The organism is Mesorhizobium sp. WSM4813 (assembly GCF_055811555.1).
Genome location: NZ_JBVVQU010000050.1, coordinates 16,570 through 38,631, shown reverse-complemented (window position 1 = coordinate 38,631; position 22,062 = coordinate 16,570). Strand labels below are relative to the sequence as shown.

29 protein-coding genes are annotated in these 22,062 nt (G+C 61.2%); 13 read left to right on the top strand and 16 right to left on the bottom strand.

Annotation, left to right across the window (positions count from 1 at the left end):
- Positions 1-85: 85 nt before the first annotated feature.
- Positions 86-484, bottom strand: a complete 399-nt coding sequence (locus AC0L25_RS24725) for an NADH:ubiquinone oxidoreductase subunit NDUFA12 (RefSeq protein WP_352954397.1) — start codon at positions 482-484, stop codon at positions 86-88.
- A gap of 233 nt (positions 485-717) precedes the next feature.
- Here AC0L25_RS24725 and panB point away from each other — a divergent pair, with 233 nt between their 5' ends.
- Both panB and panC read left to right on the top strand, forming a co-directional pair.
- Positions 718-1,560: a 3-methyl-2-oxobutanoate hydroxymethyltransferase gene (gene panB, locus AC0L25_RS24720; protein WP_473597912.1), complete on the top strand. Its 843-nt coding sequence runs from the start codon at positions 718-720 to the stop codon at positions 1,558-1,560.
- Positions 1,557-2,408 carry a pantoate--beta-alanine ligase gene (panC, locus tag AC0L25_RS24715; protein ID WP_473597911.1) on the top strand — a complete coding sequence of 284 codons (852 nt, stop codon included), beginning with the start codon at positions 1,557-1,559 and terminating at the stop codon, positions 2,406-2,408. The genes panB and panC overlap by 4 nt, the downstream gene beginning before the upstream one ends.
- Before the next feature lie 133 nt (positions 2,409-2,541).
- Here panC and AC0L25_RS24710 read toward each other — a convergent pair whose 3' ends face one another.
- A complete protein-coding gene (locus AC0L25_RS24710; RefSeq protein ID WP_473597910.1) occupies positions 2,542-2,994 on the bottom strand; it encodes a phasin in 453 nt (150 codons plus the stop codon).
- A 463-nt stretch (positions 2,995-3,457) separates the two neighbouring features.
- Between AC0L25_RS24710 and AC0L25_RS24705 the strand changes: the two genes are divergently transcribed.
- Positions 3,458-3,799 (top strand): ArnT family glycosyltransferase, encoded by a 342-nt coding sequence (locus tag AC0L25_RS24705; RefSeq protein WP_473597909.1) that lies wholly within the window; start codon positions 3,458-3,460, stop codon positions 3,797-3,799.
- The gene (locus tag AC0L25_RS24700; protein ID WP_473597926.1) at positions 3,745-4,854 is read left to right on the top strand and encodes an ArnT family glycosyltransferase; all 1,110 of its coding nucleotides are present in this window, start codon (positions 3,745-3,747) and stop codon (positions 4,852-4,854) included. Before AC0L25_RS24705 ends, AC0L25_RS24700 begins: the two co-directional genes overlap by 55 nt.
- Before the next feature lie 67 nt (positions 4,855-4,921).
- On the opposite strand, the gene AC0L25_RS24695 is transcribed toward AC0L25_RS24700, so the two are convergent.
- The 4 genes from AC0L25_RS24695 to AC0L25_RS24680 form a co-directional block, all read right to left on the bottom strand.
- Positions 4,922-5,410, bottom strand: a complete 489-nt coding sequence (locus AC0L25_RS24695) for a GNAT family N-acetyltransferase (protein ID WP_473597925.1) — start codon at positions 5,408-5,410, stop codon at positions 4,922-4,924.
- A gap of 4 nt (positions 5,411-5,414) precedes the next feature.
- The gene (gatB, locus tag AC0L25_RS24690) at positions 5,415-6,914 is read right to left on the bottom strand and encodes an Asp-tRNA(Asn)/Glu-tRNA(Gln) amidotransferase subunit GatB (protein ID WP_473597908.1); all 1,500 of its coding nucleotides are present in this window, start codon (positions 6,912-6,914) and stop codon (positions 5,415-5,417) included.
- Between the two features lie 145 nt (positions 6,915-7,059).
- Positions 7,060-7,491: a CBS domain-containing protein gene (locus AC0L25_RS24685; RefSeq protein WP_023798170.1), complete on the bottom strand. Its 432-nt coding sequence runs from the start codon at positions 7,489-7,491 to the stop codon at positions 7,060-7,062.
- 102 nt (positions 7,492-7,593) lie between these two features.
- A complete protein-coding gene (locus AC0L25_RS24680) occupies positions 7,594-8,343 on the bottom strand; it encodes a rhomboid family intramembrane serine protease (RefSeq protein WP_473597907.1) in 750 nt (249 codons plus the stop codon).
- A 421-nt stretch (positions 8,344-8,764) separates the two neighbouring features.
- Here AC0L25_RS24680 and AC0L25_RS24675 point away from each other — a divergent pair, with 421 nt between their 5' ends.
- From AC0L25_RS24675 to AC0L25_RS24655, 5 genes are all read left to right on the top strand, one after another.
- Positions 8,765-9,403 carry a PAS domain-containing protein gene (locus AC0L25_RS24675; RefSeq protein WP_473597906.1) on the top strand — a complete coding sequence of 213 codons (639 nt, stop codon included), beginning with the start codon at positions 8,765-8,767 and terminating at the stop codon, positions 9,401-9,403.
- Between the two features lie 117 nt (positions 9,404-9,520).
- The gene (locus AC0L25_RS24670; protein WP_095492016.1) at positions 9,521-10,138 is read left to right on the top strand and encodes a PilZ domain-containing protein; all 618 of its coding nucleotides are present in this window, start codon (positions 9,521-9,523) and stop codon (positions 10,136-10,138) included.
- Between the two features lie 241 nt (positions 10,139-10,379).
- Positions 10,380-10,988, top strand: a complete 609-nt coding sequence (locus AC0L25_RS24665; RefSeq protein WP_473597905.1) for a transglutaminase-like cysteine peptidase — start codon at positions 10,380-10,382, stop codon at positions 10,986-10,988.
- Positions 10,989-11,468: 480 nt separating this feature from the next.
- A complete protein-coding gene (locus AC0L25_RS24660; RefSeq protein WP_473597924.1) occupies positions 11,469-11,852 on the top strand; it encodes an HNH endonuclease in 384 nt (127 codons plus the stop codon).
- Positions 11,853-11,882: 30 nt separating this feature from the next.
- Positions 11,883-12,443: an ankyrin repeat domain-containing protein gene (locus AC0L25_RS24655; protein ID WP_473597904.1), complete on the top strand. Its 561-nt coding sequence runs from the start codon at positions 11,883-11,885 to the stop codon at positions 12,441-12,443.
- Between the two features lie 54 nt (positions 12,444-12,497).
- Here the strand turns inward: AC0L25_RS24655 and AC0L25_RS24650 are convergent, their stop codons facing one another.
- A complete protein-coding gene (locus AC0L25_RS24650) occupies positions 12,498-13,025 on the bottom strand; it encodes a gamma carbonic anhydrase family protein (protein ID WP_473597903.1) in 528 nt (175 codons plus the stop codon).
- 19 nt (positions 13,026-13,044) lie between these two features.
- The gene (locus AC0L25_RS24645) at positions 13,045-13,389 is read right to left on the bottom strand and encodes a DUF6949 family protein (protein ID WP_473597902.1); all 345 of its coding nucleotides are present in this window, start codon (positions 13,387-13,389) and stop codon (positions 13,045-13,047) included.
- A gap of 163 nt (positions 13,390-13,552) precedes the next feature.
- On the opposite strand from AC0L25_RS24645, the gene AC0L25_RS24640 reads away from it, so the two are divergent.
- Positions 13,553-14,284 (top strand): hypothetical protein, encoded by a 732-nt coding sequence (locus AC0L25_RS24640; RefSeq protein WP_473597901.1) that lies wholly within the window; start codon positions 13,553-13,555, stop codon positions 14,282-14,284.
- 143 nt (positions 14,285-14,427) lie between these two features.
- Here the strand turns inward: AC0L25_RS24640 and AC0L25_RS24635 are convergent, their stop codons facing one another.
- A complete protein-coding gene (locus AC0L25_RS24635) occupies positions 14,428-14,631 on the bottom strand; it encodes a DUF3126 family protein (RefSeq protein ID WP_013531334.1) in 204 nt (67 codons plus the stop codon).
- Between the two features lie 393 nt (positions 14,632-15,024).
- The gene (cysE, locus tag AC0L25_RS24630; protein WP_095489508.1) at positions 15,025-15,873 is read right to left on the bottom strand and encodes a serine O-acetyltransferase; all 849 of its coding nucleotides are present in this window, start codon (positions 15,871-15,873) and stop codon (positions 15,025-15,027) included.
- 141 nt (positions 15,874-16,014) lie between these two features.
- On the opposite strand from cysE, the gene AC0L25_RS24625 reads away from it, so the two are divergent.
- Complete coding sequence (locus AC0L25_RS24625; RefSeq protein WP_473597900.1) at positions 16,015-16,614, top strand: HD domain-containing protein; 600 nt, start codon at positions 16,015-16,017, stop codon at positions 16,612-16,614.
- A 44-nt stretch (positions 16,615-16,658) separates the two neighbouring features.
- Here AC0L25_RS24625 and AC0L25_RS24620 read toward each other — a convergent pair whose 3' ends face one another.
- The 4 genes from AC0L25_RS24620 to AC0L25_RS24605 form a co-directional block, all read right to left on the bottom strand.
- Positions 16,659-16,970, bottom strand: coding sequence for a hypothetical protein (locus tag AC0L25_RS24620; RefSeq protein ID WP_473597899.1), 312 nt, complete (start codon positions 16,968-16,970; stop codon positions 16,659-16,661).
- Positions 16,971-17,103: 133 nt separating this feature from the next.
- Positions 17,104-17,871, bottom strand: a complete 768-nt coding sequence (locus AC0L25_RS24615) for an alpha/beta fold hydrolase (RefSeq protein WP_473597898.1) — start codon at positions 17,869-17,871, stop codon at positions 17,104-17,106.
- 19 nt (positions 17,872-17,890) lie between these two features.
- On the bottom strand, positions 17,891-18,403 hold the full coding sequence (locus AC0L25_RS24610) for a DUF192 domain-containing protein (protein ID WP_473597897.1): 513 nt from the start codon (positions 18,401-18,403) through the stop codon (positions 17,891-17,893).
- A gap of 124 nt (positions 18,404-18,527) precedes the next feature.
- Positions 18,528-19,121, bottom strand: coding sequence for a cold-shock protein (locus tag AC0L25_RS24605; protein WP_473597896.1), 594 nt, complete (start codon positions 19,119-19,121; stop codon positions 18,528-18,530).
- Between the two features lie 219 nt (positions 19,122-19,340).
- On the opposite strand from AC0L25_RS24605, the gene gloA reads away from it, so the two are divergent.
- Together gloA and AC0L25_RS24595 are read left to right on the top strand one after the other, a co-directional pair.
- The gene (gloA, locus tag AC0L25_RS24600; RefSeq protein WP_473597895.1) at positions 19,341-19,781 is read left to right on the top strand and encodes a lactoylglutathione lyase; all 441 of its coding nucleotides are present in this window, start codon (positions 19,341-19,343) and stop codon (positions 19,779-19,781) included.
- A 130-nt stretch (positions 19,782-19,911) separates the two neighbouring features.
- A complete protein-coding gene (locus tag AC0L25_RS24595) occupies positions 19,912-20,205 on the top strand; it encodes a DUF2218 domain-containing protein (protein WP_473597894.1) in 294 nt (97 codons plus the stop codon).
- Positions 20,206-20,225: 20 nt separating this feature from the next.
- On the opposite strand, the gene AC0L25_RS24590 is transcribed toward AC0L25_RS24595, so the two are convergent.
- A complete protein-coding gene (locus AC0L25_RS24590) occupies positions 20,226-20,771 on the bottom strand; it encodes a DUF1697 domain-containing protein (protein ID WP_473597893.1) in 546 nt (181 codons plus the stop codon).
- 10 nt (positions 20,772-20,781) lie between these two features.
- Positions 20,782-22,038, bottom strand: a complete 1,257-nt coding sequence (gene ilvA, locus AC0L25_RS24585) for a threonine ammonia-lyase IlvA (protein ID WP_473597892.1) — start codon at positions 22,036-22,038, stop codon at positions 20,782-20,784.
- Between the last annotated feature and the right edge of the window lie 24 nt (positions 22,039-22,062).

Genomic DNA, 22,062 nt, shown 5'->3' with positions numbered 1-22,062 from the left:
GCCCAAGGCTAGTCGCTGCTGTCAGCTCGGCAAGCAGCTAAACGCCAATTGTGGCGATAAAGGACCGATCCGCCTCGGCGAGCGGTTACGACCCGGGCGTCCAGGCGTCGTAATCGCCGGTCACCTGCGGGCGGTGCTGATTGGTGAGTATGGAGCCCTTGGGGCGATAGGCGGCGGCACTTCCGGTGAGGTTCGGCTGATGCGGCTTCTGCCAGTCGCGTGGCTGATAGTTTTCGCTCGGCGGCGCGGCATCGACGCGGTGATGCATCCAGCCATGCCAGCCTGGCGGAATCATCGAGGCTTCCGAATAGTCCCGATAGATGACCCAGCGGCGCGTGCGGCCTTCCGAATCGACACCACCCTCGTAGTAGACGTTGCCGGCCTCGTCCTGCCCGACTTTCTTGCCATGCCGCCAGGTGTGGAAGCGCGTGCCCAGCGTCTGGCTGTTCCACCAAGTGAAAAACTGCAGAAGGAAAGTCTTCATCCAAATCCTCGCGGCGGCAGCAGCGGCGCCTGTTTCCTGCTTATGGCGTCAGGTCATCGCTAAGGCAAGGGTTTTGCCGCAAGAGCCGCGCAAATGGCCGTCGGAAAACCGATGCAGCGTGGCAAGCCTTTCGCGTCTTGTCGAGGCATGCCTTGCCAAGGCTGCCTCGTCTTTCTAAAGCTCTGCGCGTCCATGCAGGTACCCAGCTTGATTGACGGTTGAGGGAGGTAAAGATGGCCCCGGATGCATCCGACCCTGAGCTGCGGATCAGTGCCAGCTCCATTCGCCTGCGCAAGGGCGGCGTCCCGGTCGTCTGCCTCACCGCCTATACCTACCCCGTCGCTCGCCTGCTCGATGAGCATGTCGACCTGCTTCTGGTCGGCGACAGCGTCGCCATGGTTCTCCATGGCCACAAGACCACGCTGGGCGCCTCGCTGGAGATGATGATCGCCCATGGACAAGCGGTGATGCGAGGTTCAGCCAGGGCCTGCGTGGTGGTCGACATGCCGGCCGGAAGCTATGAGGGGTCGGCCGCGCAGGCCGTCGCCTCGGCGCGGCGGATCGCCGGCGAAACCGGTTGCCAGGCCGTCAAGCTGGAGGGCGGCGTCACCGTTGCCGGGCAAATCGCGGCGATCGTCGCGGCCGGCATTCCGGTCATGGGACATATCGGCTTGCAGCCGCAATCGGTGGAAAGCGACGGCGGCTACAGGATCAAGGGACGGACCGAGGAGAATGTGGCGGCGCTTTATCGCGACGCCGACGCGGTCGAGAAGGCCGGCGCGTTTTCTGTGGTCATCGAAGGCACCGTCGAGACCGTCGCCGCCGACCTCACCCGGCATATTTCCATTCCAACCATCGGCATCGGCGCCAGCGGCGACTGCGACGGTCAGATCCTGGTCATCGACGACATGGTCGGCCTGACCGTCGACCGGGTGCCGAAATTCGTCAAGCAATATGCCGACCTGCGCAGCGTCATATCGCAGGCGGCAGCCAGCTATGCAGCGGAGGTGCGCAGCCGGACATTCCCCGGCCCGGGCCACGTCTTTTCCGCCGCAGCCGACAAGAACGAAGCATGAGCCGGCCTCTCGTCGTCGACAGCGTCGCCGCCCTTCGTGCGCAAATCCGTGACTGGCGTCGCGATGGCCTGAGCGTTGCCATGGTGCCGACCATGGGTGCGCTGCATGACGGCCACATCTCGCTGATCAGGATCGCGCTGGAAAAGGCCGATCGCTGTGTTGTCTCGATCTTTGTCAACCCGACGCAGTTCGCGCCGAGCGAAGACCTCGACAAATATCCGCGCCAGCTCGCCCGCGATCTCGACCGGCTGGCCGAGGCCGGCGCACAACTCGCTTTCACCCCTGGTGTGGCGGAGATGTACCCGGCCGGCTTCGCCACCAGGATCTCAGTCGGCGGGCCAGCCGCCGGGCTGGAATCGGATTTCCGACCGACCTTCTTCGACGGCGTCGCGACGGTCGTGGCAAAGCTCTTCCTGCAGGCGTCGCCCGACTATGCGGTCTTCGGTGACAAGGACTACCAGCAGCTTTGCGTCGTCAGGCAGCTCTGCCGCGACCTCGATCTGCCGGTGGAAATCATCGGCGCGCCAACGGTACGCGACGCACATGGCCTCGCCATGTCCTCGCGCAATGCCTATCTGAGCGAAGCCGAGCTCGAGGCGGCGCGCCAGCTCAACGCCATCTTGCGCCGGACGGCGGCGGCACTAGCGGCAGGCGCGGATGAAGGCAGCGCGACCGCCGAGGCCAGCCGCGCGCTCGTCAAAGCCGGCTTCGACAAGGTCGACTATGTCGCGGCGCGCGAAAGCCTGACGCTCGCCCCGTGGCGGCGAAACCGTGACGGACGCCTGCTCGCAGCCGCCTGGCTGGGCAAGACCCGCCTCATCGACAATGTGGAAGTTCCCTCCGCCTAAAGCGCGTCGCGTTTGGATGATTCATGCGACGCGCTTCGAGTTCTTGTTGTTATGCATGTCGTTATCGCGAAACCGCTGCGCACCCTCGGGTCAGGCCCGAGGGCATGCTTTTGCGCGACATGCATTAGGCCAATCAGGCGACCTTGAGATCCTTCATCGCCTTCTCGTAGACATCTTTGATCGGCTTGGATACGTCTTCGGCGGCTTTCGTCGCCGCCGCCTGAAACTCCTTGCCCTGCTCGACGGTCTTTTCCACCTGCTTGCGCAGGAAGGCAGTCTGCAGTTCGATGAACTCGGAGGGCGATTTCACGGCAACCAGGGCTTCGAGGTGAGAAAAGCTGGCCTCAGCATTTGCGCGCAGCGCGGCGATGGTCTTCGGCGACAGCTCATTGCCAGCGGTCTTGGCTGTTTCGAAGGATGACTCGAGAGCCTTCTGGGTCGCTTCGGCGCCGGTCGCCAATTTCGATAAGGCTTCTTTGGACTGCTCGACGCCCTTTTCGGCGACAGCGCGGAACTGATCGGTTGCCTCGGTCGGGACTTCTGCGTTCTCGATGATTTCAGCAGTTTTATCAGCGGTCTTGGTCATGTTTCCATCCTTTGGGTGGGCGACCTTGTAGAAAAGCCGTCTCGTTCATCTAGCAGCCTGACGTTACGGCATCTGCAGTGCATTGCAATATTTTTGTGCGTCGCACCATGCCTTTTTTGCCTCAGCGTTAGCCACTGCTGAAATCTTACCGGGCGTGTTTTGCGGACCAGAGCTGAGAAAGTATTTAGGCAAGAATTGCAAAGCAGTGGCCGGTTTCAAGCACGCCTGTCCGATACACGGTTCGGCCCGGCGATGTGGAGGACTCGAGCCGTGACAGATGCCACGGGTGTGACACCGTGCCTCGCTTTTCTGGCACAAGATGCATGGCTGATTCCCAAAATCCGGAGAACCGGGCCGGCTCCGTTACAATTCGGCCAAAATCATGGTGCGGTCCTGCGCGCTCCAGGGGCGCAGCATCGATGCTCGACTGGAATGACAACGATTCCTGGCGCGGATTCCAAACTTGATACCGGCAAATGTCGAGCGGCTGCTCCCCTATCTGTTCCTGCTTGCATTGACCTGCATCGCGGTCGCCTTCCGGCCGCTCCTGCCTGTCGATGAAACGCGATACCTCAGCGTCACCTGGGAGATGTATCTGAGCGGACAGATCTTCGTTCCGACGATGAATTTCGCGCCCTACCTGCAAAAACCACCGCTGCTGTTCTGGCTTATCGATCTGGCCTGGGACATTTTCGGCGCAAGCCGGGTTGCCGCGATGCTCGTCATCTTCGTCGCCTCGTCGCTCGTCATCTGGCTGACGACGCGTCTGGCAAAAACCCTCTTCCCGGGCGCGACGACATCGTAAGCCGTGTCCCCTGGCTCGTCGCCGGAAGCACCATCTTCGTCATTTATTCGACGCTGATCCTGTTCGACATGCTGCTGACGGTCTTCATGCTCGCCGCGCTTTTGTCATTGCTTGCCTTTGCCACAAGCGGCAACCGTTGGCACGCCGTGCTGGCAGGATTGTTCATCGGACTGGGTGTTTTGACGAAGGGTCCGGTGGTGCTCATCCATGTCGGCGCCCCCGTCCTGCTCTATCCGTTCTGGCGCGATCGGCAAGCCGGGCTGGTGACGCCGAAATTCTTCGCCGGGGCGGGTCTGGCAATTCTCGCCGCATTGATCCCGGTGGCGATCTGGCTGGTGCCGGCAACCATCCAGACGAAAGGCAACTTCGTCTACGACCTTGTCTGGAACCAGTCGGCAGGGCGTGTCACCGGCAACCTGCACAACTCCCACCACAGGCCGTTCTATTTCTACGTCGTGCTGCTGCCGATCATGCTTATGCCGTGGATCTTCATACCCGAAACGTGGCGGCTGAAGCTGGGCGCCCGGATACGTAGCCTGATCGATACGAGATCGCCGGACCTGCGCGCGCTGCGCCTGCTGTCGTTCTCGTTCGTCGCGGTTTTACTGGTTTTCAGCGCGATATCCGGCAAGCAGCCTCACTATCTGGTGCCGATGTTGCCATTTGCGACCATTCTTTTCGGATATTTCATGGCGGAGATTCCACTCGCGAGGCTCAGAAACTCGGCCGTCGCCCTGCTCGCCATTTTCGGCATCGGTCATGCCATAGCATCAGCGACCGCTTTCAAACGCGAAGATCTCATGCCGCTGGCCAACTTCATCGACGGGCGAAAGAATGCCGACTGGGCTGTCGCCTTCGATTACCAGGACGAGGTCGGCTTCCTCGCCCGGTTGCAGAAGCCGTTCGAAAGCACCGACAATCCCCAGGAATGGTTGCGCTCGCATCCTGGCGGCTATGTCATCGACAAATCTAAAGACCCTGGCACGTCGGAGCAAATCGCTTTCCGCCTTCACGTCGAGCGAGGCTATCTTGTCGTCCTTAGGGGACAACATTGACGGCGCCGCAACCGACCGACGCTGCCCGTAAAACGCAACTGACTGCGACATATCCGGGCAGACAAATCTATCCGATCGCCTTCTCGAGAATCAGCGCCGGCAACCCTGAACCACCGCCACAGTCAGCGGTGTTGCCCGCGGCCAAAAACCCTTTCGAGCGGTAGAAGGCGACGGCCGAAGCGTTTGCCTCTTCAACTTCGACACGCAGCGTCCGCGCCTCCGGAAAGCTGGCCTCGACCTCTTCCAGCAGCGCCTGGCCGATCCCTTGCCTCTGGCAGGCTGGATGCACGTAGAGCTGGTTCAGCATGACGATCTTCGCATCGGTGGTGGCTGCGGCGAAAGCCATGCCGCCGATGCGGTTGCCGTCGTCTGCGACCAGGAATTCGGAATTCGGTCGTGTCAGCCGCGCCTGGAGCGAGGCGATCGAATGCCATTCGTCAGTGATGTCGGTGACTTTTGCAGCACCATAGATGGCGTCATAGGTGGCGTGCCAGGTTTCGACCAGCAGCGCGCGGACCGCGGCAAGATCGCGCTCGCCGGCGGTGCGGACGAACATCATCCTATTCGATCCCGAGCTTGGCCTTGACGAGGTCGTTGACCGCTTGCGGGTTGGCCTTGCCGCCTGTCGCCTTCATCACCTGGCCGACGAACCAGCCGGCCATGCTCGGCTTGGCGCGAGCCTGCTCGACCTTGTCCGGATTGGCTGATATCACCTCATCAACCGCCTTTTCGATGGCGCCGGTGTCGGTCACCTGCTTCATGCCGCGGCTTTCGACCAGCTGGCGCGGATCGCCGCCCTCTTTCCAGACGATCTCGAACAAATCCTTGGCGATCTTGCCGGAGATGGTGCCCTCCTTGATCAGGTCGATGACCGCGCCGAGCTGATCGGGCGAAACCGGAGCATTTTCAATGCCCTTGCCGGCTCTGTTCAACGCACCCAGAAGATCGTTGATGACCCAGTTGGCGGCGAGCTTGCCGTCGCGACCTGCGGCCACCTTCTCGAAATAGTCGGCGACCGCCTTTTCCGACACCAGGATCGAGGCGTCGTAGGTCGACAGGCCGAGCGAGGAGATCAGCCGCGCCTTCTTGGCGTCGGGCAGTTCAGGCAGATCCTTTGCCAGCGCATCGACATAGGCCTGGTCGAATTCCAGCGGCAGAAGGTCGGGATCCGGGAAATAGCGGTAGTCGTGCGCTTCTTCCTTGGAACGCATCGAGCGCGTCTCGCCCTTGTTGGGGTCGAACAGCCGAGTTTCCTGGTCGATTTTGCCGCCATCCTCGAGGATGGCGATCTGGCGGCGCGCCTCGTAGTCGATGGCCTGGCCGATGAAGCGGATGGAGTTGACGTTCTTGATCTCGCAGCGCGTGCCGAATTCGCCGCCGGGCCGGCGCACCGAGACATTGACGTCGGCGCGCAGCGAGCCTTCGTCCATGTTGCCGTCGCAAGTGCCGAGATAGCGCACGATGGTGCGCAGCTTGGTGACATAGGCCTTGGCCTCGTCGGCGGAGCGCATGTCGGGCTTGGAGACGATCTCCATCAGCGCCACGCCGGAGCGGTTGAGGTCAACATAGGACATGGTCGCATGCTGGTCGTGCATCGACTTGCCGGCATCCTGCTCCAGGTGCAGGCGCTCGATGCCGACCTCGATATCCTCGAACTCGCCCTGCCGGTCCGGGCCGACGGAGACGATCACCTTGCCCTCGCCGACGATCGGCTGTTTGAACTGCGAGATCTGGTAGCCCTGCGGCAAATCGGGATAAAAATAATTCTTACGGTCGAAGACCGACTTATGGTTGATCTCGGCCTTCAGCCCGAGGCCGGTGCGGATCGCCTGCTTGACGCATTCCTCGTTGATAACCGGCAGCATGCCCGGCATCGCGGCATCGACGAGGCTGACATTGGCGTTTGGCGGCGCGCCGAAAGCCGTCGAGGCGCCGGAGAACAGCTTAGCTTGCGAGGTCACCTGTGCGTGCACCTCGAGGCCGATGATGATTTCCCAGTCGCCGGTGGCACCTGATATCAGGCGCTTGGGGTCGGGTGTGCGGGTATCGATTAGGGTCATAATGGCCTGCGAGTTATCGGTGACGGAATTCAATTCCCAACGTGAATTCCGTCACTCGCTAGTGCAAACCACAAAAAGAGACAAGCGCAAAGCCGAAGCCGACGCTTCACATCGAATCCAGCCGGCCGGCTGAAGAAATAAGGCGTCACGCCGTCGCGATGTAGGCCCTGATCTCCGCGGCCTCGCGCTCGACATCCTCGATGCGCCGCTTGACCACATCGCCTATTGATACGATGCCGTCGAGCAGGCCGTCCTTTTCCACCGGCAGATGGCGGAAACGGCCACTGGTCATGATCTCCATGACCTCATTGACGGTGTGGTTCTCATTACAGATCTTCACCTTGGGCGTCATTGCCGAACGCACCGCGATATCCAGGGCGGCGGCTCCTTCCCTGGCGAGGACCCGCACGACATCGCGCTCGGAAAGAATGCCGACAATCTTGTGATCGCCATTGGTGATGACCAGCGCACCGATCCTGTGTTCGGCCAGGATACGAATGGCCTCGCTCAGCTTTTCGTTCGGCCCGAGCGTCAACACGTCATGGCCTTTCTGCTCGAGAATTGCCTTAACAGTCATGGCGTCCTCCTCAGTTTTACTTGCCGGTTCCTGCCCTGACCGGCTTTCGATAGTGCCAGACATCGTGCGCCGCGATCGATTGCTTTTCAAGTGCGGCGAGGCTCAAGCCCTGAACTCGTCCGGCTGCTGCCGTCGATCAAAAGCGCGCAGCCCGAAAAAGCCGGCGACGAAACCGCCAATATGAGCCTCCCAGGCGATCTGGCTGTCGATGCCGGGCGCGAAGGCAACGAGGCCGGTGGCGAGATTGATCACCATCCAGATGGCAAGAAAAGTCACAACGCCGCGCGAGCGGAACACCGCCGCCATCGGCAGCGGCGCGCCGGCGAAGGCGGCTTTGCCGGACGAGCGGTCGGTGCGGAAGCCAAAGCGGGCGGCGGCCCCCATCATGCCGGAAATCGCGCCCGATGCGCCGACCAGCGGCGCCTGGCCGAGCGGATGCACGGCCCAGAACAGCACCACCGCCGCCAGCCCCGTCGCCGCGAAGAACAGGCTGAAACGAAGCGCGCCGAAGCGGTTCGCCAGCGGTGAGCCGAAAGCCGCCAGCCACACCATGTTGACGGCAAGATGAGCAAAGCCGCCATGCAGGAAGGCATAGGTGAAGGGGCTCGAAAACGCGTGGAAATCGAGGTCGAAGCGACCGGAATAGCGGATCGGAATGAAGGCGGTCCGGATAAGCAGGGAGAAATCCTGGTCCTCGGTGAGCCAGTAGAGCCGGATCAGATGAACGACAACGCAGATCCCGATCAGCGCCAGCACAACAGGCGGCATGTTGAATACCGGCTCGCGGCGCGGCTCCGGCTCGCGGCCGCCCTCGCCCTGTTCGATTTCCGATGGGCTTGCTGGTTCGCTCATATGGCTCGCACTCAGTCGCTGGATTCGACTTCGCGAGCATGTAGATCACGGTCACCCGATTCACAAAGGGGCGAATCGCCCCTCGCAATCAAAGCTGGGGCGAATCAAAACTGGCGCGAATCAAAAAGAAGCCGTCCAAGGTTGCCCTTGAACGGCTGGTCGAGCCCCCGTGCTCCCCCAAACTCTTGACTGAACTGCTGCCGATCGCTGCGAAACGACCGCTTCTGGAGTGGTTTTAGCGTGCCACGTGCGTCGGCGGGGCGCAACGTAAACCACTTGTTAACCTTAACGACCCCGACCCGTGAACAAGTGTTAACGATGCTGGCACGCATCCTGCTCCGCAACGCATGTAGGTCCTCGGAGGGCGCCCTTCTGTTCACCGATGGGACATCAGACGACAGATTGCGCGGAGCAGCACAGCATGAACCAGAACGGATCGATCACGCTGTTCCATTATTGGAACCGGCTGCGTGACGGGCGCCCTGCCCCGAAGCGTTCGGAAGTCGAGCCAGCCGACATCAAGTCGCTGCTGGCCGACACCTTCATCCTGGAAAAGGATACTCGCGGCGAAGCGGTATTCCGGCTCGCCGGCACCAGACTTTGCGCGGTCTATGGCCGTGAACTCAAGGGGTTTTCCTTTCCGTCGCTGTGGCGCGAGAGGGACCAGCGGCTTGTCTCAAAACTGATCCACGGCGTCTTCGATCAGAAATCCGTAGTGCTCATCACTTATGAAGGTTTCAGCCGCACCGACCGCTCCACCAAGTTCGAACTGCTCGCCCTGCCGCTCGACGGCGGCGTCGAAAATCCGCGCTGCCTCGGCGTGATAAGCGCCGCTGAAAAACCCTTCTGGCTGGGCGCGGATCCGATCGCCGACGCCCTGATCGATTCGATCCGTGTCGTCGATCCGGAGAATGAATCGACATTCGCCAAGAACCGGCCGGCCATCGACGTTCCTTCGCTTGTCCCGTCGGAACTCGATCCGCCCCAGACGATTTCGGCGCTCGGCCAGGCGCGTCGCATCCGCCATCTGGTCGTGTTCGACGGCGGGCGCGGTGAATAATCCAGAACGCTAAAGTAGCGGTGTCAGGCTTTCCCCTTTGTTAACCTGCTTTGCTGTAGCTTTCTGACGAAGTTCCTCGCATCAACGCGCGGAATGCCAGACGGGGTGTAGGCAGTCATGAGGTCAGCGGCGGTCGACACCGCGCCGTCCCGAGCTGAAAGGCGTAACTTTCAGCGCGTTCGCGTGAAAATCTACGGACGCTTCATGCTGGAGGATCGCACCGAACATCCGTGCCAGGTGGTCGACATGTCGCCGGGCAATGTGGCGCTTCGCACCGAGCGCATCGGCATGCCGGGCGAGAAAGTCATCGCCTATATCGATCACATCGGCCGCATCGAAGGCGTCGTTACCCGCATCTTGCAGGATGGTTTCGCGATGACGGTCATCGCCTCGGAACGCAAGAAGGACAAGCTTGCAGCGCAATTGACCTGGCTTGCCAACAAGCACGAGCTCGATCTGCCGGAAGATCGTCGTCACGAACGCGTGGCGCCGCGCAATCCGACCAGCGTGCTTCAGCTCAGTGACGGGCGCCAGTACCAATGCCGCATCATCGACCTGTCGCTTTCGGGCGCCGCGGTCGAGATCGACGTCAAGCCGGCAATCGGCATCCAGGTCATGCTCGGCACGATGCGCGGCCAAGTGGTGCGCCATTTCGAGGACGGCGTCGCCATCGAGTTCGCCGTCATCCAGCGGCCGGAAACGCTCGATTCCGAATTCAACGCATCCGGCACCTGACAAACAGCGCACATTACCGCAAGCGACCGGCCCATTTCGGCCGGTTTTTTTGTTGCCCCGATGCCGCGCCAAGGCGCCGCGCCGGCCGATACGGCTCCGCGAGAACGCCTGAACAATTTTATACTGAAATGATTCAAATTTTATGTTTATTCTATAGGAGTTTTACTTAATGTCTACTTCGAGCTTTTGCGTCGAATAAATCCAATCGTGTCATTGTCTCCTCAAACGGGGAGACTGGACGATGAAGAAGACGAGGGGCAAGCTGTTGCTCTTGGCAATGGCGATGCAGCTTACCGCCTGGGGAACGGCGTACGCAGCGGGACCTGCGTTCATGCACACCGGCAGCCGCACCACACAGCCGGTCGGCCATTACGAGTTCTGTCAGCAGATTCCGCAGGAATGCAATCAGCGGACGCCGAAGCAGGCGCCGATCGAGCTGACCCGCAAGCTGTGGGCGAAGATCGTGAGCATCAACAATTCGGTCAACGGCAAGATCGCGCCGCGCACCGACATGGAACTGTGGGGCAAAGAAGAAGTCTGGTCCTATCCCAACAGCGGGTTCGGCGACTGCGAGGACTATGCGCTGGCGAAGCGCCGCGCCCTGATGAGCATCGGCGTCCCGGCCGGCGACCTGCTGATGACGGTTGCGCGCCAGCCGAACGGAGACGGCCACGCGGTGCTGACCGTGCGCACCAGCCTCGGAGAGTTCATCCTCGACAATCTGGAAACCAGGGTGCTGTCCTGGACCGCCACCGACTACACCTACCTGAAGCGCCAATCGAGCCAGAATTCGGGCGCTTGGGTAACGATCAACGACGGCCGCTCCGACGCGGTCGCCAGCGTCCGCTAAGGACGCGATGCAAAAACCCGGTCGAGTCCCCACCCTCCCCGCCCCCACGACCGGGTTTTAGGAGCCGGCCCCGTCCCGGGCCGGCTCCACCTTTTCGGGAGAGACCCGAAGAAGCCCAGATAGCAGAACTCGACAGATAGCAGAACTCGACTTGAGCGTCGCCAAATTTTGAAGTATTGAAAGAATCGTGGAGACGTTCTCTAATTCGTCTGGGATCCGTAATTGGTGACTGTATGGAAGCCGATCTCAAGTTCGGCATCTACCGCTTTAATACTGCGGAGTGGCACTCTTACGGGTGCCGTCTAGTGCGAGGGCTTGTCCCTTCTGAATAAGGAGCAATCGCTTACAGGTTGCTGCACATCCGCTTCATGTTGATGAAGCAAAGGGATGTGTGAATTGAATAATTCAAACAAATAAGCAAAACTCAGAACCGTGCAGGCCAAGAAGCAAAATTGGCGATGCTTCTACTGTGGTTTTCAGATGTGGGATGGAGACCCGACGCTGTTTTCAGAGCGTTATCATCTCCCTGTTGGATCGCTCGACCGCTTCCGCTGCACCGCGGAACATCTGAACCCCCGGATGGACGGCGGCGAGGACGTACAAGAGAACCTTGTTGCGGCGTGCAAGTTTTGCAATCTAACCCGGCATCGAATGGGTAAAGTGCTATCGCCGGCCACGTACCAGCGGCACGCCCGAAAGCGAGTAAGGGCCCGGAAATGGCATCCGCTCACGTGTCACCACTTGTTGAAATGGTGTAACGTCAGACGATCCATCGGAAGACCACGGCCGCTACGGACATCGGAACAGAGCCAGAAACTCTTGGCTCGGTCCAGCTTTCCAAGGGTATTGACCGATGCGGTATGAACCGTCAATTTCAACCTCCGGATCGCTGCGATGTTGGAAATCCCGGAAGATCGGTGCGAGCGCCACCGGATGTTCAAAGCCATCGACGACGCATTCAAGGCGGGCGACTTCGAGGCCCTCGGTGTGGCTCTCGGCGGCTCACCCTGCTGGTTCGAAGAGCAGATGCCTTTTGAACTCGGCCTTGGGCATCCACTGGAATATGCGATCTATTGGAGCCCCACCGCTTTCATCTCGACCTTACTGGATGCGGGCTCGGACCCGAACTATCACCACCACGGCGGTTTTCCGGCAATCATCGCGGCGCTCTCCACCGACCGGGCTGACAGACTGGAAATCGTCCGGATCCTGATCGATGGTGGCGCGGACCTCAACATGCGGGGCGTAAACGACTGGACGCCGCTTCACTATGCGGTCGCCACCCGTAGCGTCGATGCCATCCGCCTGCTGTTGGCGGCGGGCGCCGACCCATCGCTCGAAACCCGCATCGACGACTATACGACAGCCATCGAGGACGCCGACAATGCCGGCTTTGAAGCCGGCGCTTCGTTGCTGCGCGATGCGATGACTAGGCGCGGCTCCAATGGACGGTGAGTTGTGCGACGATGCCAGTGAACCGTATAGCCGAAGATATGAGCAAGGCTGGCCTCAGGCCTTCGTCAGCCCCGCCTTGAAGCGTTTGCCGTTGGCGACGTAGTGCGCGGCCGAAGCGCGCAGCCTGGCGACCGCAGCATCGTCCAGCTCTCGCATAAAACGCGCGGGCGAGCCGATGATCAGCGAATTGTCGGGGAATTCCTTGCCTTCGGTGACCAGAGCGCCGGCGCCGACCAGCGAGTTCTTGCCGATTTTTGCGCCGTTCAGCACGATGGCGCCCATGCCGATCAGGCTGTTGTCGCCGATCGCGCAGCCATGCAGCAAGGCCCGGTGGCCGATCGTGCAGCTTTGCCCGATGGTCAGGGGAAAACCGACGTCGGTATGCATGACCGTGTGCTCCTGCACATTGGTATCAGCGCCGATAACGATCGGCTCGTTGTCGCCGCGGATGACGACGCCGAACCAGAAACCTGCATTGCGGCCGACCCTGACATCGCCGATCAATGTCGCGTCGGGCGCGATCCAGTTGCTGTCTGCGTCCTCGAAACCGGGCGCCTTTCCGTCGATCGCATAGAGCGGCATTTTTCGCCTCCGAATCGTCTCACGCTGAAAAATCAGCCGAACCTAGGAGAATGCCCGCTCGGGATGCAATGTCGATCAGCGCGACGCCCAACGCCAACGCCCAGACCGTAGCGGTGCAACCGCAAGAGATCAGCGCCGGGGCGGAAATGCGGCCTTGCCGCCAGGCGTCCAGGGCTTCGTTGGCGAACATCAGGGGCCCGGCGCAGGCCGTCGCGAAGAGCGAGCGCAGCACATGCGCCGGCGACACATAGGGCTCGACGAAGGCAAGCCGGCGGCCTGATATCAGCTCCATAGCCGATCCGGCCAGGCCGCACGCCGTCAGGCCAATCATAAAAGCAAAGAGTGTGTATTCGACCGGACCCATCTTTACCTTCCATTTACCATGAAATCGCACAGTCGTGTTCGACAGGCGCCGTTGCAAGAGCCGTGCCGCGCCACATGTGCCGCCTACGCACACCCCAAGAGGGACGTCCCCAGGGGACGCCCATGGGACATCTTGGGACAGGCGGCCGAAATTGGGGATCGCGATGAAGCAGGCAGCCACCGCCAACAGTCCGCAACTCACCGTCGTCGATTCCAAGCTGATGAAGCGGGTGTTCTACGTGTTCGCGGCGCTGGCAATGCTTTCGGTGGCGATCAGCCTTGGCGGCAAATGGCTCGGCCGCTCGATCGCCATGGCCGGATACACCGACGACACGACAATCCACGAGGTGGTGATCGGCAACAATGTCATCGCCGTGCCGGCCAACGTCATCCGCTTCGACCAGGCCCGGCGCGACGGCATCGCCTCGCGGCTCGACCTCTATCTGCGCTATCCCGAGATGGACGGCTACAGCGAGGCCGCCCGCGACGATTTCAACCACACCGGATCGAGCAAGGACATCGTCTTCCTGTCGTTCGAACGGCAGATAATGTCGCGCGACATGAGCGGCCGCTTCGCGCCGATCTACAGCGCCCTGATCGTCGAACCCGGCACGCCCGGCCCGGGCGGCACGACGCTCTACGGCTTCACCGAAAAATCAGGCTATTTCAACGAGGTGCTGGCGGTCGCCGATCGCCGGGGCAAGAACCCGTTCGTGGCCCGCTGCCTGGGCGGCCCGAGTGCTGCGCAATCGCTGGCGCCCTGCGAACGCGACATTCTGGTCGGCGACAATCTCAGCCTCACCTACCGCTTTCCCATGGAATTTCTGGGCGACTGGCAGGCGCTCGACGCAGCCATCGCCGCCGAGGCTGCGCGTATGCTGAAGACCGGGCGCTAACGCATTGTGTCTGAAGGGATTACGCGGCGTGTCTATAGGATTATGCGACGCGTTTTGGGGGCAAAATCGCAAAAGGCGGAGATTAGCGCCCCCTTCTCCGCGGCAGGGATGACGGGGCGCCTGCCGTAACCGGAAACTCCGACTCAGGCCAGATCGATGTCGAGGATCGCCATCGAGAAATTATAGTCGCCGTCGTCCTCGTCCTTGAAGACGATGCCGAGGAATTCGTCGCCGACATAGACCTCGGCCGAATCGTCCTTGCGCGGCCGCGCCTTCACTTCAAGCTTGGGGTTCTGGAAGACGCGCTTGAAATAGGCGTCCAGCTTTCTGATTTCGTCCGGCTTCAAAAGTCTTCTCCGATCGTCGGTCTTGCTCGTTTGAGCGCGCTTCTGGCACGTCGACAATGGCGATGTAAAGGCAAGCCGGCGACAGAACCTGGGTAATCGCCTCAAGTCTGCGCTGCCCCTCATCGCCTGCCAGGCACTTCTCCCCGTATAGTGACGGGGAGAAGGACGCCTTCGCCAAGAATTTCGCCAATCTCCAGCGTCGCAGAAAGGGTGCCGAGGTCGCGGCCAGCCCCTTCTCCCCGTCACTATACGGGGAGAAGATGCCGGCAGGCAGATGAGGGGCGGTGCCGACATCGATGATTGGTCTGAAGCGATTGTCCTGGCGAGAGAACCAGACGCCACCCCACCGGAGCGCACAATCGGAGTTCAGCCGTATGTCTGAGCGCCTTGAAATCAAATATCGAAGCTGACGACGTGGTCCATCGTCTGCGACGGCAAAAGCTGGTCCATCTGCCGCGAAGGCTGGTCGCAGCCGGTCTCACCGACGACGCGTGCCGGCACGCCGGCAACCGTCTTGTTGTGGGGCACCGGCGACAGCACCACCGAGCCTGCCGCGATCTTCGAGCAATGGCCGACTTCGATGTTGCCGAGGATCTTGGCGCCGGCGCCGATCAGCACGCCATAGCGGATTTTTGGATGGCGGTCGCCGCCGGCCTTGCCGGTGCCGCCCAGCGTCACGCCGTGCAGGATGGACACGTCGTCCTCAATCACCGCCGTCTGGCCGACGACGAGGCCGGTGGCGTGGTCGAGGAAGATGCCCTTGCCGATGCGGGCGGCCGGGTTGATGTCGGTCTGGAACACCGAGGACGACCGGCTCTGCAGGTAGAGCGCGAAGTCCTGGCGGCCCTGGTTCCACAGCCAATGCGCCAGCCGGTGGGTCTGGATGGCGTGAAAGCCCTTGAAATAGAGCACCGGCATGATGAAGCGGTCGCAGGCCGGATCGCGGTCGTAATAGGCCTGGATGTCGACACGCACCGTCGACGCCCAGTCCTTGTCGTCGGCTGCCATCGCCTTGAATGTCTGGCGGATGAGATCGGAACCGATATCCTGATGGGCGAGCCGCTCGGCCAGCCGATGGATGACCGCCTCCTCCAGGCTTTCCTGGTTGAGGATGGTCGAATAGAGGAACGCCGCCAGCAGCGGATCGCGGTTGACCGCCTCCATCGCTTCGTCGCGGATCGAGCGCCAGATCGGATCGATCGGCTTCACCATGGTCGGGCGGGCAATCGTAACGCTGTTCATCAATGGTCTCCGGCCGTCTAATCCGGCTTGGCGGGTTGCCTATTCTCCGGCCGCACATATAAGCCAGATCGTAGCACGGTTGAACTCAATTTTCCTTAGTGCTTTGTCAAATGGATTTGGTTCACGGAAATTCAAGCGGCCATGGAAAACGAACCCTTGATCGACGAGCCGCTGAAGCACGAGCTTTCCGTGCTCTATCGGGCCGAAGGCCGCCACTATCACAGCTTTGCCCATATCAAGGCGATGCTGGCGCTGGCCGACGACTATCGGGCATCCCTGCACGACCCCAAGGCGGTCGAGGCGGCGATATGGTTCCACGACGCCATCTACGACAGCCGGGCCAAGGACAATGAGGCGAGGAGTGCCGCCCTCGCCGAGAAAAAGCTCGCCGGCCGCACCGATGCGCAGCGCCTTGGCCGCATCACGGCGATGATATCAGCCACCGCCACGCATGAATTACCGGACTTTGACGACGAGACTGCCGTCCGCGACGCAGCGCTGTTCCTCGATTTTGACCTGGCGATCCTGGGGGCGCCGCCCGATGCCTTCGATGCCTATGAACAGGCGGTGCGCCGCGAATATGGCTGGGTGGAAGAGCCGATGTGGCGCGCCGGCCGCAGTGCTGTCCTGAAGAGTTTCCTCGCCCGCCCTCGCATCTTCCACACCGAGGAGTTCCGGCAGCGGTTCGAGGCTCAGGCTCGGCAAAACATGGCGCGGTCGATCGAAGCGCTTAAGGCATGACTCAGAGAGGTTCTAGTGGCAGGGGTTCGACCTTTTGTGGACCCTTAAGGCTTGCGTGTTGCGCGCCCGCGATGTTTTCGCATGTTCCGGGCCGCACTGACTATTAGTATTGCAACGGCCATGAACCAGAATGCCGAAATGACATAGGCGGTAGCTGTTGTGCCAACGCACTCGCTCTGGTCGATGAGGCAGCTTTGATTAACACCTCCACGAAGAACATATCCGCCCACAGCCAGAACAATCCCGGTCATGGAGAGGGCGATCCAGAGGGGAAGCCCAAACCGCAAACCAATCGCGGCGCCGACGATTAGGACCGCTGGCACAACGAGGGTGATCAGTAGTGGGTCGAACGTCATGCCTTAACCCTAACGAAGCGAATATCCAGCTTTCCACCCTGAGCGGTAGCGTCAGGCTTTCACGACTAGCCGCCTGTTGCGATCGCGCCCGACAGCGCGCTTTCCCAAATGGTGGCAATGCACTGTCGCCAGTTCACAGCGGATTTTCGGCATAGAACTCCAGCACCCGCCGCTTGAAGGTCTTGTCGCCGACGGCGAGCATGTGGTCGCGGCCCTCGATGTGAAAAGCCCTGGCGTTCGGCATCAAGGCGGCCAGTTCGTCGGGCGAACCGCCGATATCGTCATTGGTGCCGAGGGCGATCAACGTCGGCTGGGCGATGCGTGCAATGTCGGCCTCGGCCAGCAATTCCCGCGAGGTGGCGATGCAGGCGGCCAGCGCCCGGCGGTCGCTGCGGGTCTGGTCGGCGAAGGCGCGAAACGAGCGGCCGCGCAGATGGCTGGTGGTATCGGGATCGTCGGCGAGAAGGGCGGCGGCGATCGGATCCCAGTCGCCGACGCCGTCGACCATGCCGACGCCGAGACCGCCGAAGACCAGCGTCGCCACTTTGTCCGGATCGGAAAGGGCCAGGAACGCCGATATCCGCGCGCCCATCGAATAGCCCATGACATGGGCGCGTTCGATGCCGAGATGGTTCAGCAACGCTGCCCCGTCGGAAGCCATTTTTGCGGGCGTATAATCGGCCTCTTCATAGCTCTTCGACGAGGCGCCATGGCCGCGATTGTCGAAGGCGATGGCGCGGTAGCCGGCATCGTTCAGCGCCTTGAACCAGCCGGGCGATACCCAGTTGACGTAATGGGTCGAGGCGAAGCCATGGATCATGAGCACCGGATCGCCCTGCCCCGATGCCGGCTGGCGGTCAAGGAAGGCAAGATCAAAACCATCATGGGAGAAAAACTGCATCTGCGACGATCCTGGGCGTTCAGTTGTGCGCAGTGCCGATTGCCGGGTGGCGCAACAGGTCGCCATCCTCGATGCCGCCCCTGGCGGCAGTGCCCGCCTTGAGCTCCAGCACGAAGCGAACCGGCTCGCCGGGCGAGATCATCGCCTCGGATTGCGGCTCGCCTTGCTTGATCGCCCGGATCTTGCCGTCCTGACCGACAAAGATCAGGTCGAGCGGCATCGGCGTGTTCTTCATCCAGAAGCTCACATCCCGAGGCTCCTCGAACACGAACAGCATGCCATGATCGTCGGCCATCTCCTCGCGAAACATCAGGCCGGCCTCGCGCTCGGCGGAGGTGTCGGCGATTTCGATCGAGAAAGAGCGCTCGCCGGCTTTCGTCACCGCGACCAGCGGCTGCGGGTCGACCGCAAGGATCATCGCCCGGCCGTCTGCCGAAGCCGGTTGCTGCGAATGGAAGAAAGCGCCGGTGGCGACGACGAAGGCGATCGCGGCGCAGACTGCGCCCGTTGTCAGCCAGTTCCTGTGAGTCATGCAAAATCCTCGGCCGGAAATCGTCGTAGACCATGATCCCAAAAAGTGGAACCCGGTTTTCGCTGGAGATCATGGTCAAGCAAAAAGCACTAGGGTCCCATCCCGATTCGACCAGGATGGAAGCCTAATGCGAGACCGGCAAGGTACCCATATCCGGGTGAATTTCGGCAGCCATAAGGCCTTTGTCGCCGCGCCCGAAGCGGACCAGTACGACCTGCCCCGGCCTGAGCTCGGTGATGCCGTAGCGACGCAGCGTCTCCATATGGACGAAAATGTCTTCGGTGCCCTCGCCCCGGGTCAGAAAACCGAACCCCTTGGTGCGGTTGAACCATTTCACCAGCGCCCGCTCGAGACCGCTTTCCGGTGTCACCGACACGTGGGTGCGCTGCTCCTGCATCTCCGCCGGATGGGTCGCCGTGGTGAGATCCATCGAGAGCACACGGAACGCCTGCAATCCGCGCTCGCCTTGCTTGACGAGGCAGACGACGCGCGCGCCTTCCAGGGCGGTCTGGAAACCATCCTTTCGAAGACACGTCACATGGAGGAGAATATCGCCGGAAGCGCCGTCATCGGGAAGAATGAAACCGTAGCCTTTGGCCACGTCGAACCATTTGATGGCACCCGCAATCTCGACGAGATCGGCCGCATCGCCGCTCTCGTCCCTTCGCAAGGCGTTACCGGTTCCGTCCCGCCCCATGAAAGAGGCCTTTTCCCCCATAAGAACGCCCCCCTTTTTCCAAGAATACCGCAACTGATTCTTGACGTTAGATTAACACTGCCGCTTCCGGTGTGTGCAAGACCTGCCGTGCCTTTTTTCACGGTTCATTGCAGGAATACCGGATTCGTTGTTTGCCGACACGACCGACTATCGGGAATTGCCCTTTGGCCGGGTGGCCCCTATGTTCCGCCGCCAACGCAACATTTCGAGGAAAATCACATGCGCTACCTGCACACCATGGTTCGTGTCGCCGACATCGATGCATCGCTTGATTTCTACTGCAACAAGCTCGGCCTCAAGGAAGTGCGCCGCCATGAAAACGAACAGGGGCGCTACACGCTGATCTTCCTCGCCGCGCCTGAGGACGAGCAAAGCGGCATCGCCGACAAGGCGCCGCTGATCGAGCTCACCTACAATTGGGATCCGGAAGACTACAAGGGCGGCCGCAATTTCGGCCACCTCGCCTACGAGGTCGACGACATCTACGCCACCTGCCAGCGGCTGATGGACAAGGGCGTCACGATCAACCGGCCGCCGCGCGACGGCAACATGGCCTTCGTCAAATCGCCGGACGGCATATCGATCGAGCTTTTGCAGAAAGGCCCGGCCAAGGCCAAGGCCGAGCCCTGGGCGTCGATGGCGAACACCGGAAGCTGGTAATCATCACAAGATCGAGAGCGGGTACGACCAAGCCGGACATTTTATGGCGTTTCTCGAGATTGCGACTATCTGTCCGGCAATCGCGCCTGCTTCCGAAATTGGCACATCTTGCCTCAGGAGAAATCCATTCATGCCGACCAGCCATGTCGATGTCGTCACCGAACATGCGAGCCGCTATCTGCAGCAGCTTTGCAAGCACTGGGCGCACAAGTTTCCCGTCGAGTTCGATCCGAACCACGGCACCGTCGATCTCTCACTGGGCCGCACGGTTCTGGATGCCGATCCGGCAGCGCTGCATATCGCGGTAACCGCTGACGAACCCGGCTCGCTGGAGCGCCTGCAAACGGTTGTCGCCGACCACATCAAACGCTTCGCTTTCCGCGAAGAGCTGACGTTCGACTGGAAAAGGGCTTCGGCAGCGTAGGCGACCACGTTTCAGCCGCTTCAGCCGGCCGACTCCAGCAGCTTCAGCACCGTGCGCCAGTTGCGAGCGGTGCCGGGCACCTTCAGCGTGCGCGGGATGAGGTTGACAAACACCGATTTGCCGACGCCTTCCGGTGAATGCAGGTAAAGCACGTCGCCCCTGATCTCGAACCGTTCGGGACCTGTGCATTTTTCGGCCAGCCGTGCGACCTCGTCGGCGGTCGGAGCGCGCTCCAGCGCATAGGCGTGGAGCTTCGTCGGCTCCCCGGCAACTTCCGGATAGGGATTGTCCGCCACCAGCCGCTCGAACCAGCCGAAATCGCGCACCAAGATGCGCGAGTGAAATCCCCATTTCTTCTCGAAGGCCGTTTCCAGCTGTTTGGCCAGCGTGGCCGCGTCGCCCTTTGCCGAACGGAACACGACGTTGCCGCTCTGCACATAAGTGACGACGTCGCCAAAGCCGAGTTCCTCGAAGAACGACCGAAGTTCGGCCATCTTGACGATGCGGTTGCCGCCGACATTGATGCCGGAAAACAATGCAACGAAGATTTTCTTCTCTTCACTCATATTCGGGCGCTCATATGATGAACCCGGCGAGCGTCTCGTTGTCGGTGATGTCCTGATACTGGACGCCCTCGGCTTCGAAATTCTCGTTGAGCAGATCGAAATTGCGGCGGTCCTTGGTTTCGATGCCGATCAGCACCGAACCGAAATTGCGCGCCGATTTCTTCAGATATTCGAAGCGGGCAATGTCGTCGTCAGGCCCGAGCAATTCGAGGAAATCGCGCAGCGCGCCCGGCCGCTGCGGAAAGCGGATGATGAAGTACTTCTTCAGCCCCTCGAAACGCAGCGCCCTTTCCTTCACATCCGGCAGCCGCTCGAAATCGAAATTGCCGCCGGAAACCACCGCGACGATGGTCTTGCCCCTGATTTCCTTCTTCGAAAAATCCTTGAGCGCGTCGATCGCCAGTGCGCCGGCTGGCTCCAGCACCACGCCTTCGACATTCAGCATCTCGATCATGGTCGCGCAGAGCCGGTTTTCCGGGATCAGCCGCACGGCCTCAGTGGCAAACTCCCTGAGATGGCGCAACGGCTCGCGGCCGATCTCGGCCACCGCCGCGCCGTCGACGAAATTGTCGACCTTGGCAAGCTTGATGCGCTTGCCGGTGGCGAGGCTCTCGCTCAGGCTTGGCGCGCCGGCCGGCTCGCAGAAGACGAATCGCGTGTCGCGGCGCTGGTCGGCGAAATAATGCGTCACACCCGCCGCCAGCCCGCCGCCGCCGACCGGAAGCATGATGATGTCGGGCATCCGGGCGCCAGGCATCTGGCCTGATATCTCGTAGGCGACGGTGGCCTGCCCCTCGATGATGTCTTTGTGGTCGAACGGCGGCACCATGTGCGCGCCGGCGCTTTCGGTGAATTCGAAGGCGGCGCGGTAGCAGTCGTCAAAAAAGTCGCCGACCAGCCTGATCTCGACGAACTCGCCACCGAACAGCCGCGTCTTGTCGATCTTTTGCTGCGGCGTCGTCACCGGCATGAACACCACACCCCGTCTGCCGAAATGACGGCACACAAAGGCAAAGCCCTGCGCATGGTTGCCGGCGGAAGCGCAAACGAACAGCTCGGCATCGTTGCCGGCGTCGAGTGCCTTACGGAAGAAATTGAAGGCGCCCCTGATCTTATAGGAGCGCACCGGCGACAGGTCCTCGCGCTTCAGCAGCACGCGCGCGCCGGTCTTCTTCGACAGATAATCGTTTTCCTGCAGCGGCGTTTCCGGAAAAATCTCGCGGATCGCGGCAGCAGCGACAGCGACGCGGGAAGAGAAACTGGTCATCGGAAAAATTACCCCGGATCGTCT

Excerpts from the sequence above, each read along its gene's own strand:
- AC0L25_RS24710 (WP_473597910.1), bottom strand. The coding sequence starts at position 2,994 with ATGACCAAGACCGCTGATAAAACTGCTGAAATCATCGAGAACGCAGAA.
- AC0L25_RS24605 (WP_473597896.1), bottom strand. The coding sequence starts at position 19,121 with ATGGGGGAAAAGGCCTCTTTCATGGGGCGGGACGGAACCGGTAACGCC.
- panB (WP_473597912.1), top strand. The coding sequence starts at position 718 with ATGGCCCCGGATGCATCCGACCCTGAGCTGCGGATCAGTGCCAGCTCC.
- AC0L25_RS24650 (WP_473597903.1), bottom strand. The coding sequence starts at position 13,025 with ATGCCGCTCTATGCGATCGACGGAAAGGCGCCCGGTTTCGAGGACGCA.
- AC0L25_RS24675 (WP_473597906.1), top strand. The coding sequence starts at position 8,765 with ATGAACCAGAACGGATCGATCACGCTGTTCCATTATTGGAACCGGCTG.
- AC0L25_RS24615 (WP_473597898.1), bottom strand. The coding sequence starts at position 17,871 with ATGCAGTTTTTCTCCCATGATGGTTTTGATCTTGCCTTCCTTGACCGC.
- gatB (WP_473597908.1), bottom strand. The coding sequence starts at position 6,914 with ATGACCCTAATCGATACCCGCACACCCGACCCCAAGCGCCTGATATCA.
- AC0L25_RS24695 (WP_473597925.1), bottom strand. The coding sequence starts at position 5,410 with ATGTTCGTCCGCACCGCCGGCGAGCGCGATCTTGCCGCGGTCCGCGCG.
- AC0L25_RS24610 (WP_473597897.1), bottom strand. The coding sequence starts at position 18,403 with ATGACTCACAGGAACTGGCTGACAACGGGCGCAGTCTGCGCCGCGATC.
- AC0L25_RS24670 (WP_095492016.1), top strand. The coding sequence starts at position 9,521 with ATGAGGTCAGCGGCGGTCGACACCGCGCCGTCCCGAGCTGAAAGGCGT.
- AC0L25_RS24725 (WP_352954397.1), bottom strand. The coding sequence starts at position 484 with ATGAAGACTTTCCTTCTGCAGTTTTTCACTTGGTGGAACAGCCAGACG.
- AC0L25_RS24620 (WP_473597899.1), bottom strand. The coding sequence starts at position 16,970 with ATGACGTTCGACCCACTACTGATCACCCTCGTTGTGCCAGCGGTCCTA.
- AC0L25_RS24645 (WP_473597902.1), bottom strand. The coding sequence starts at position 13,389 with ATGGGTCCGGTCGAATACACACTCTTTGCTTTTATGATTGGCCTGACG.
- AC0L25_RS24595 (WP_473597894.1), top strand. The coding sequence starts at position 19,912 with ATGCCGACCAGCCATGTCGATGTCGTCACCGAACATGCGAGCCGCTAT.
- AC0L25_RS24665 (WP_473597905.1), top strand. The coding sequence starts at position 10,380 with ATGAAGAAGACGAGGGGCAAGCTGTTGCTCTTGGCAATGGCGATGCAG.
- AC0L25_RS24640 (WP_473597901.1), top strand. The coding sequence starts at position 13,553 with ATGAAGCAGGCAGCCACCGCCAACAGTCCGCAACTCACCGTCGTCGAT.
- cysE (WP_095489508.1), bottom strand. The coding sequence starts at position 15,873 with ATGAACAGCGTTACGATTGCCCGCCCGACCATGGTGAAGCCGATCGAT.
- AC0L25_RS24655 (WP_473597904.1), top strand. The coding sequence starts at position 11,883 with ATGTTGGAAATCCCGGAAGATCGGTGCGAGCGCCACCGGATGTTCAAA.
- AC0L25_RS24625 (WP_473597900.1), top strand. The coding sequence starts at position 16,015 with ATGGAAAACGAACCCTTGATCGACGAGCCGCTGAAGCACGAGCTTTCC.
- panC (WP_473597911.1), top strand. The coding sequence starts at position 1,557 with ATGAGCCGGCCTCTCGTCGTCGACAGCGTCGCCGCCCTTCGTGCGCAA.
- AC0L25_RS24685 (WP_023798170.1), bottom strand. The coding sequence starts at position 7,491 with ATGACTGTTAAGGCAATTCTCGAGCAGAAAGGCCATGACGTGTTGACG.
- AC0L25_RS24680 (WP_473597907.1), bottom strand. The coding sequence starts at position 8,343 with ATGAGCGAACCAGCAAGCCCATCGGAAATCGAACAGGGCGAGGGCGGC.
- gloA (WP_473597895.1), top strand. The coding sequence starts at position 19,341 with ATGCGCTACCTGCACACCATGGTTCGTGTCGCCGACATCGATGCATCG.
- AC0L25_RS24590 (WP_473597893.1), bottom strand. The coding sequence starts at position 20,771 with ATGAGTGAAGAGAAGAAAATCTTCGTTGCATTGTTTTCCGGCATCAAT.
- ilvA (WP_473597892.1), bottom strand. The coding sequence starts at position 22,038 with ATGACCAGTTTCTCTTCCCGCGTCGCTGTCGCTGCTGCCGCGATCCGC.
- AC0L25_RS24660 (WP_473597924.1), top strand. The coding sequence starts at position 11,469 with ATGTGGGATGGAGACCCGACGCTGTTTTCAGAGCGTTATCATCTCCCT.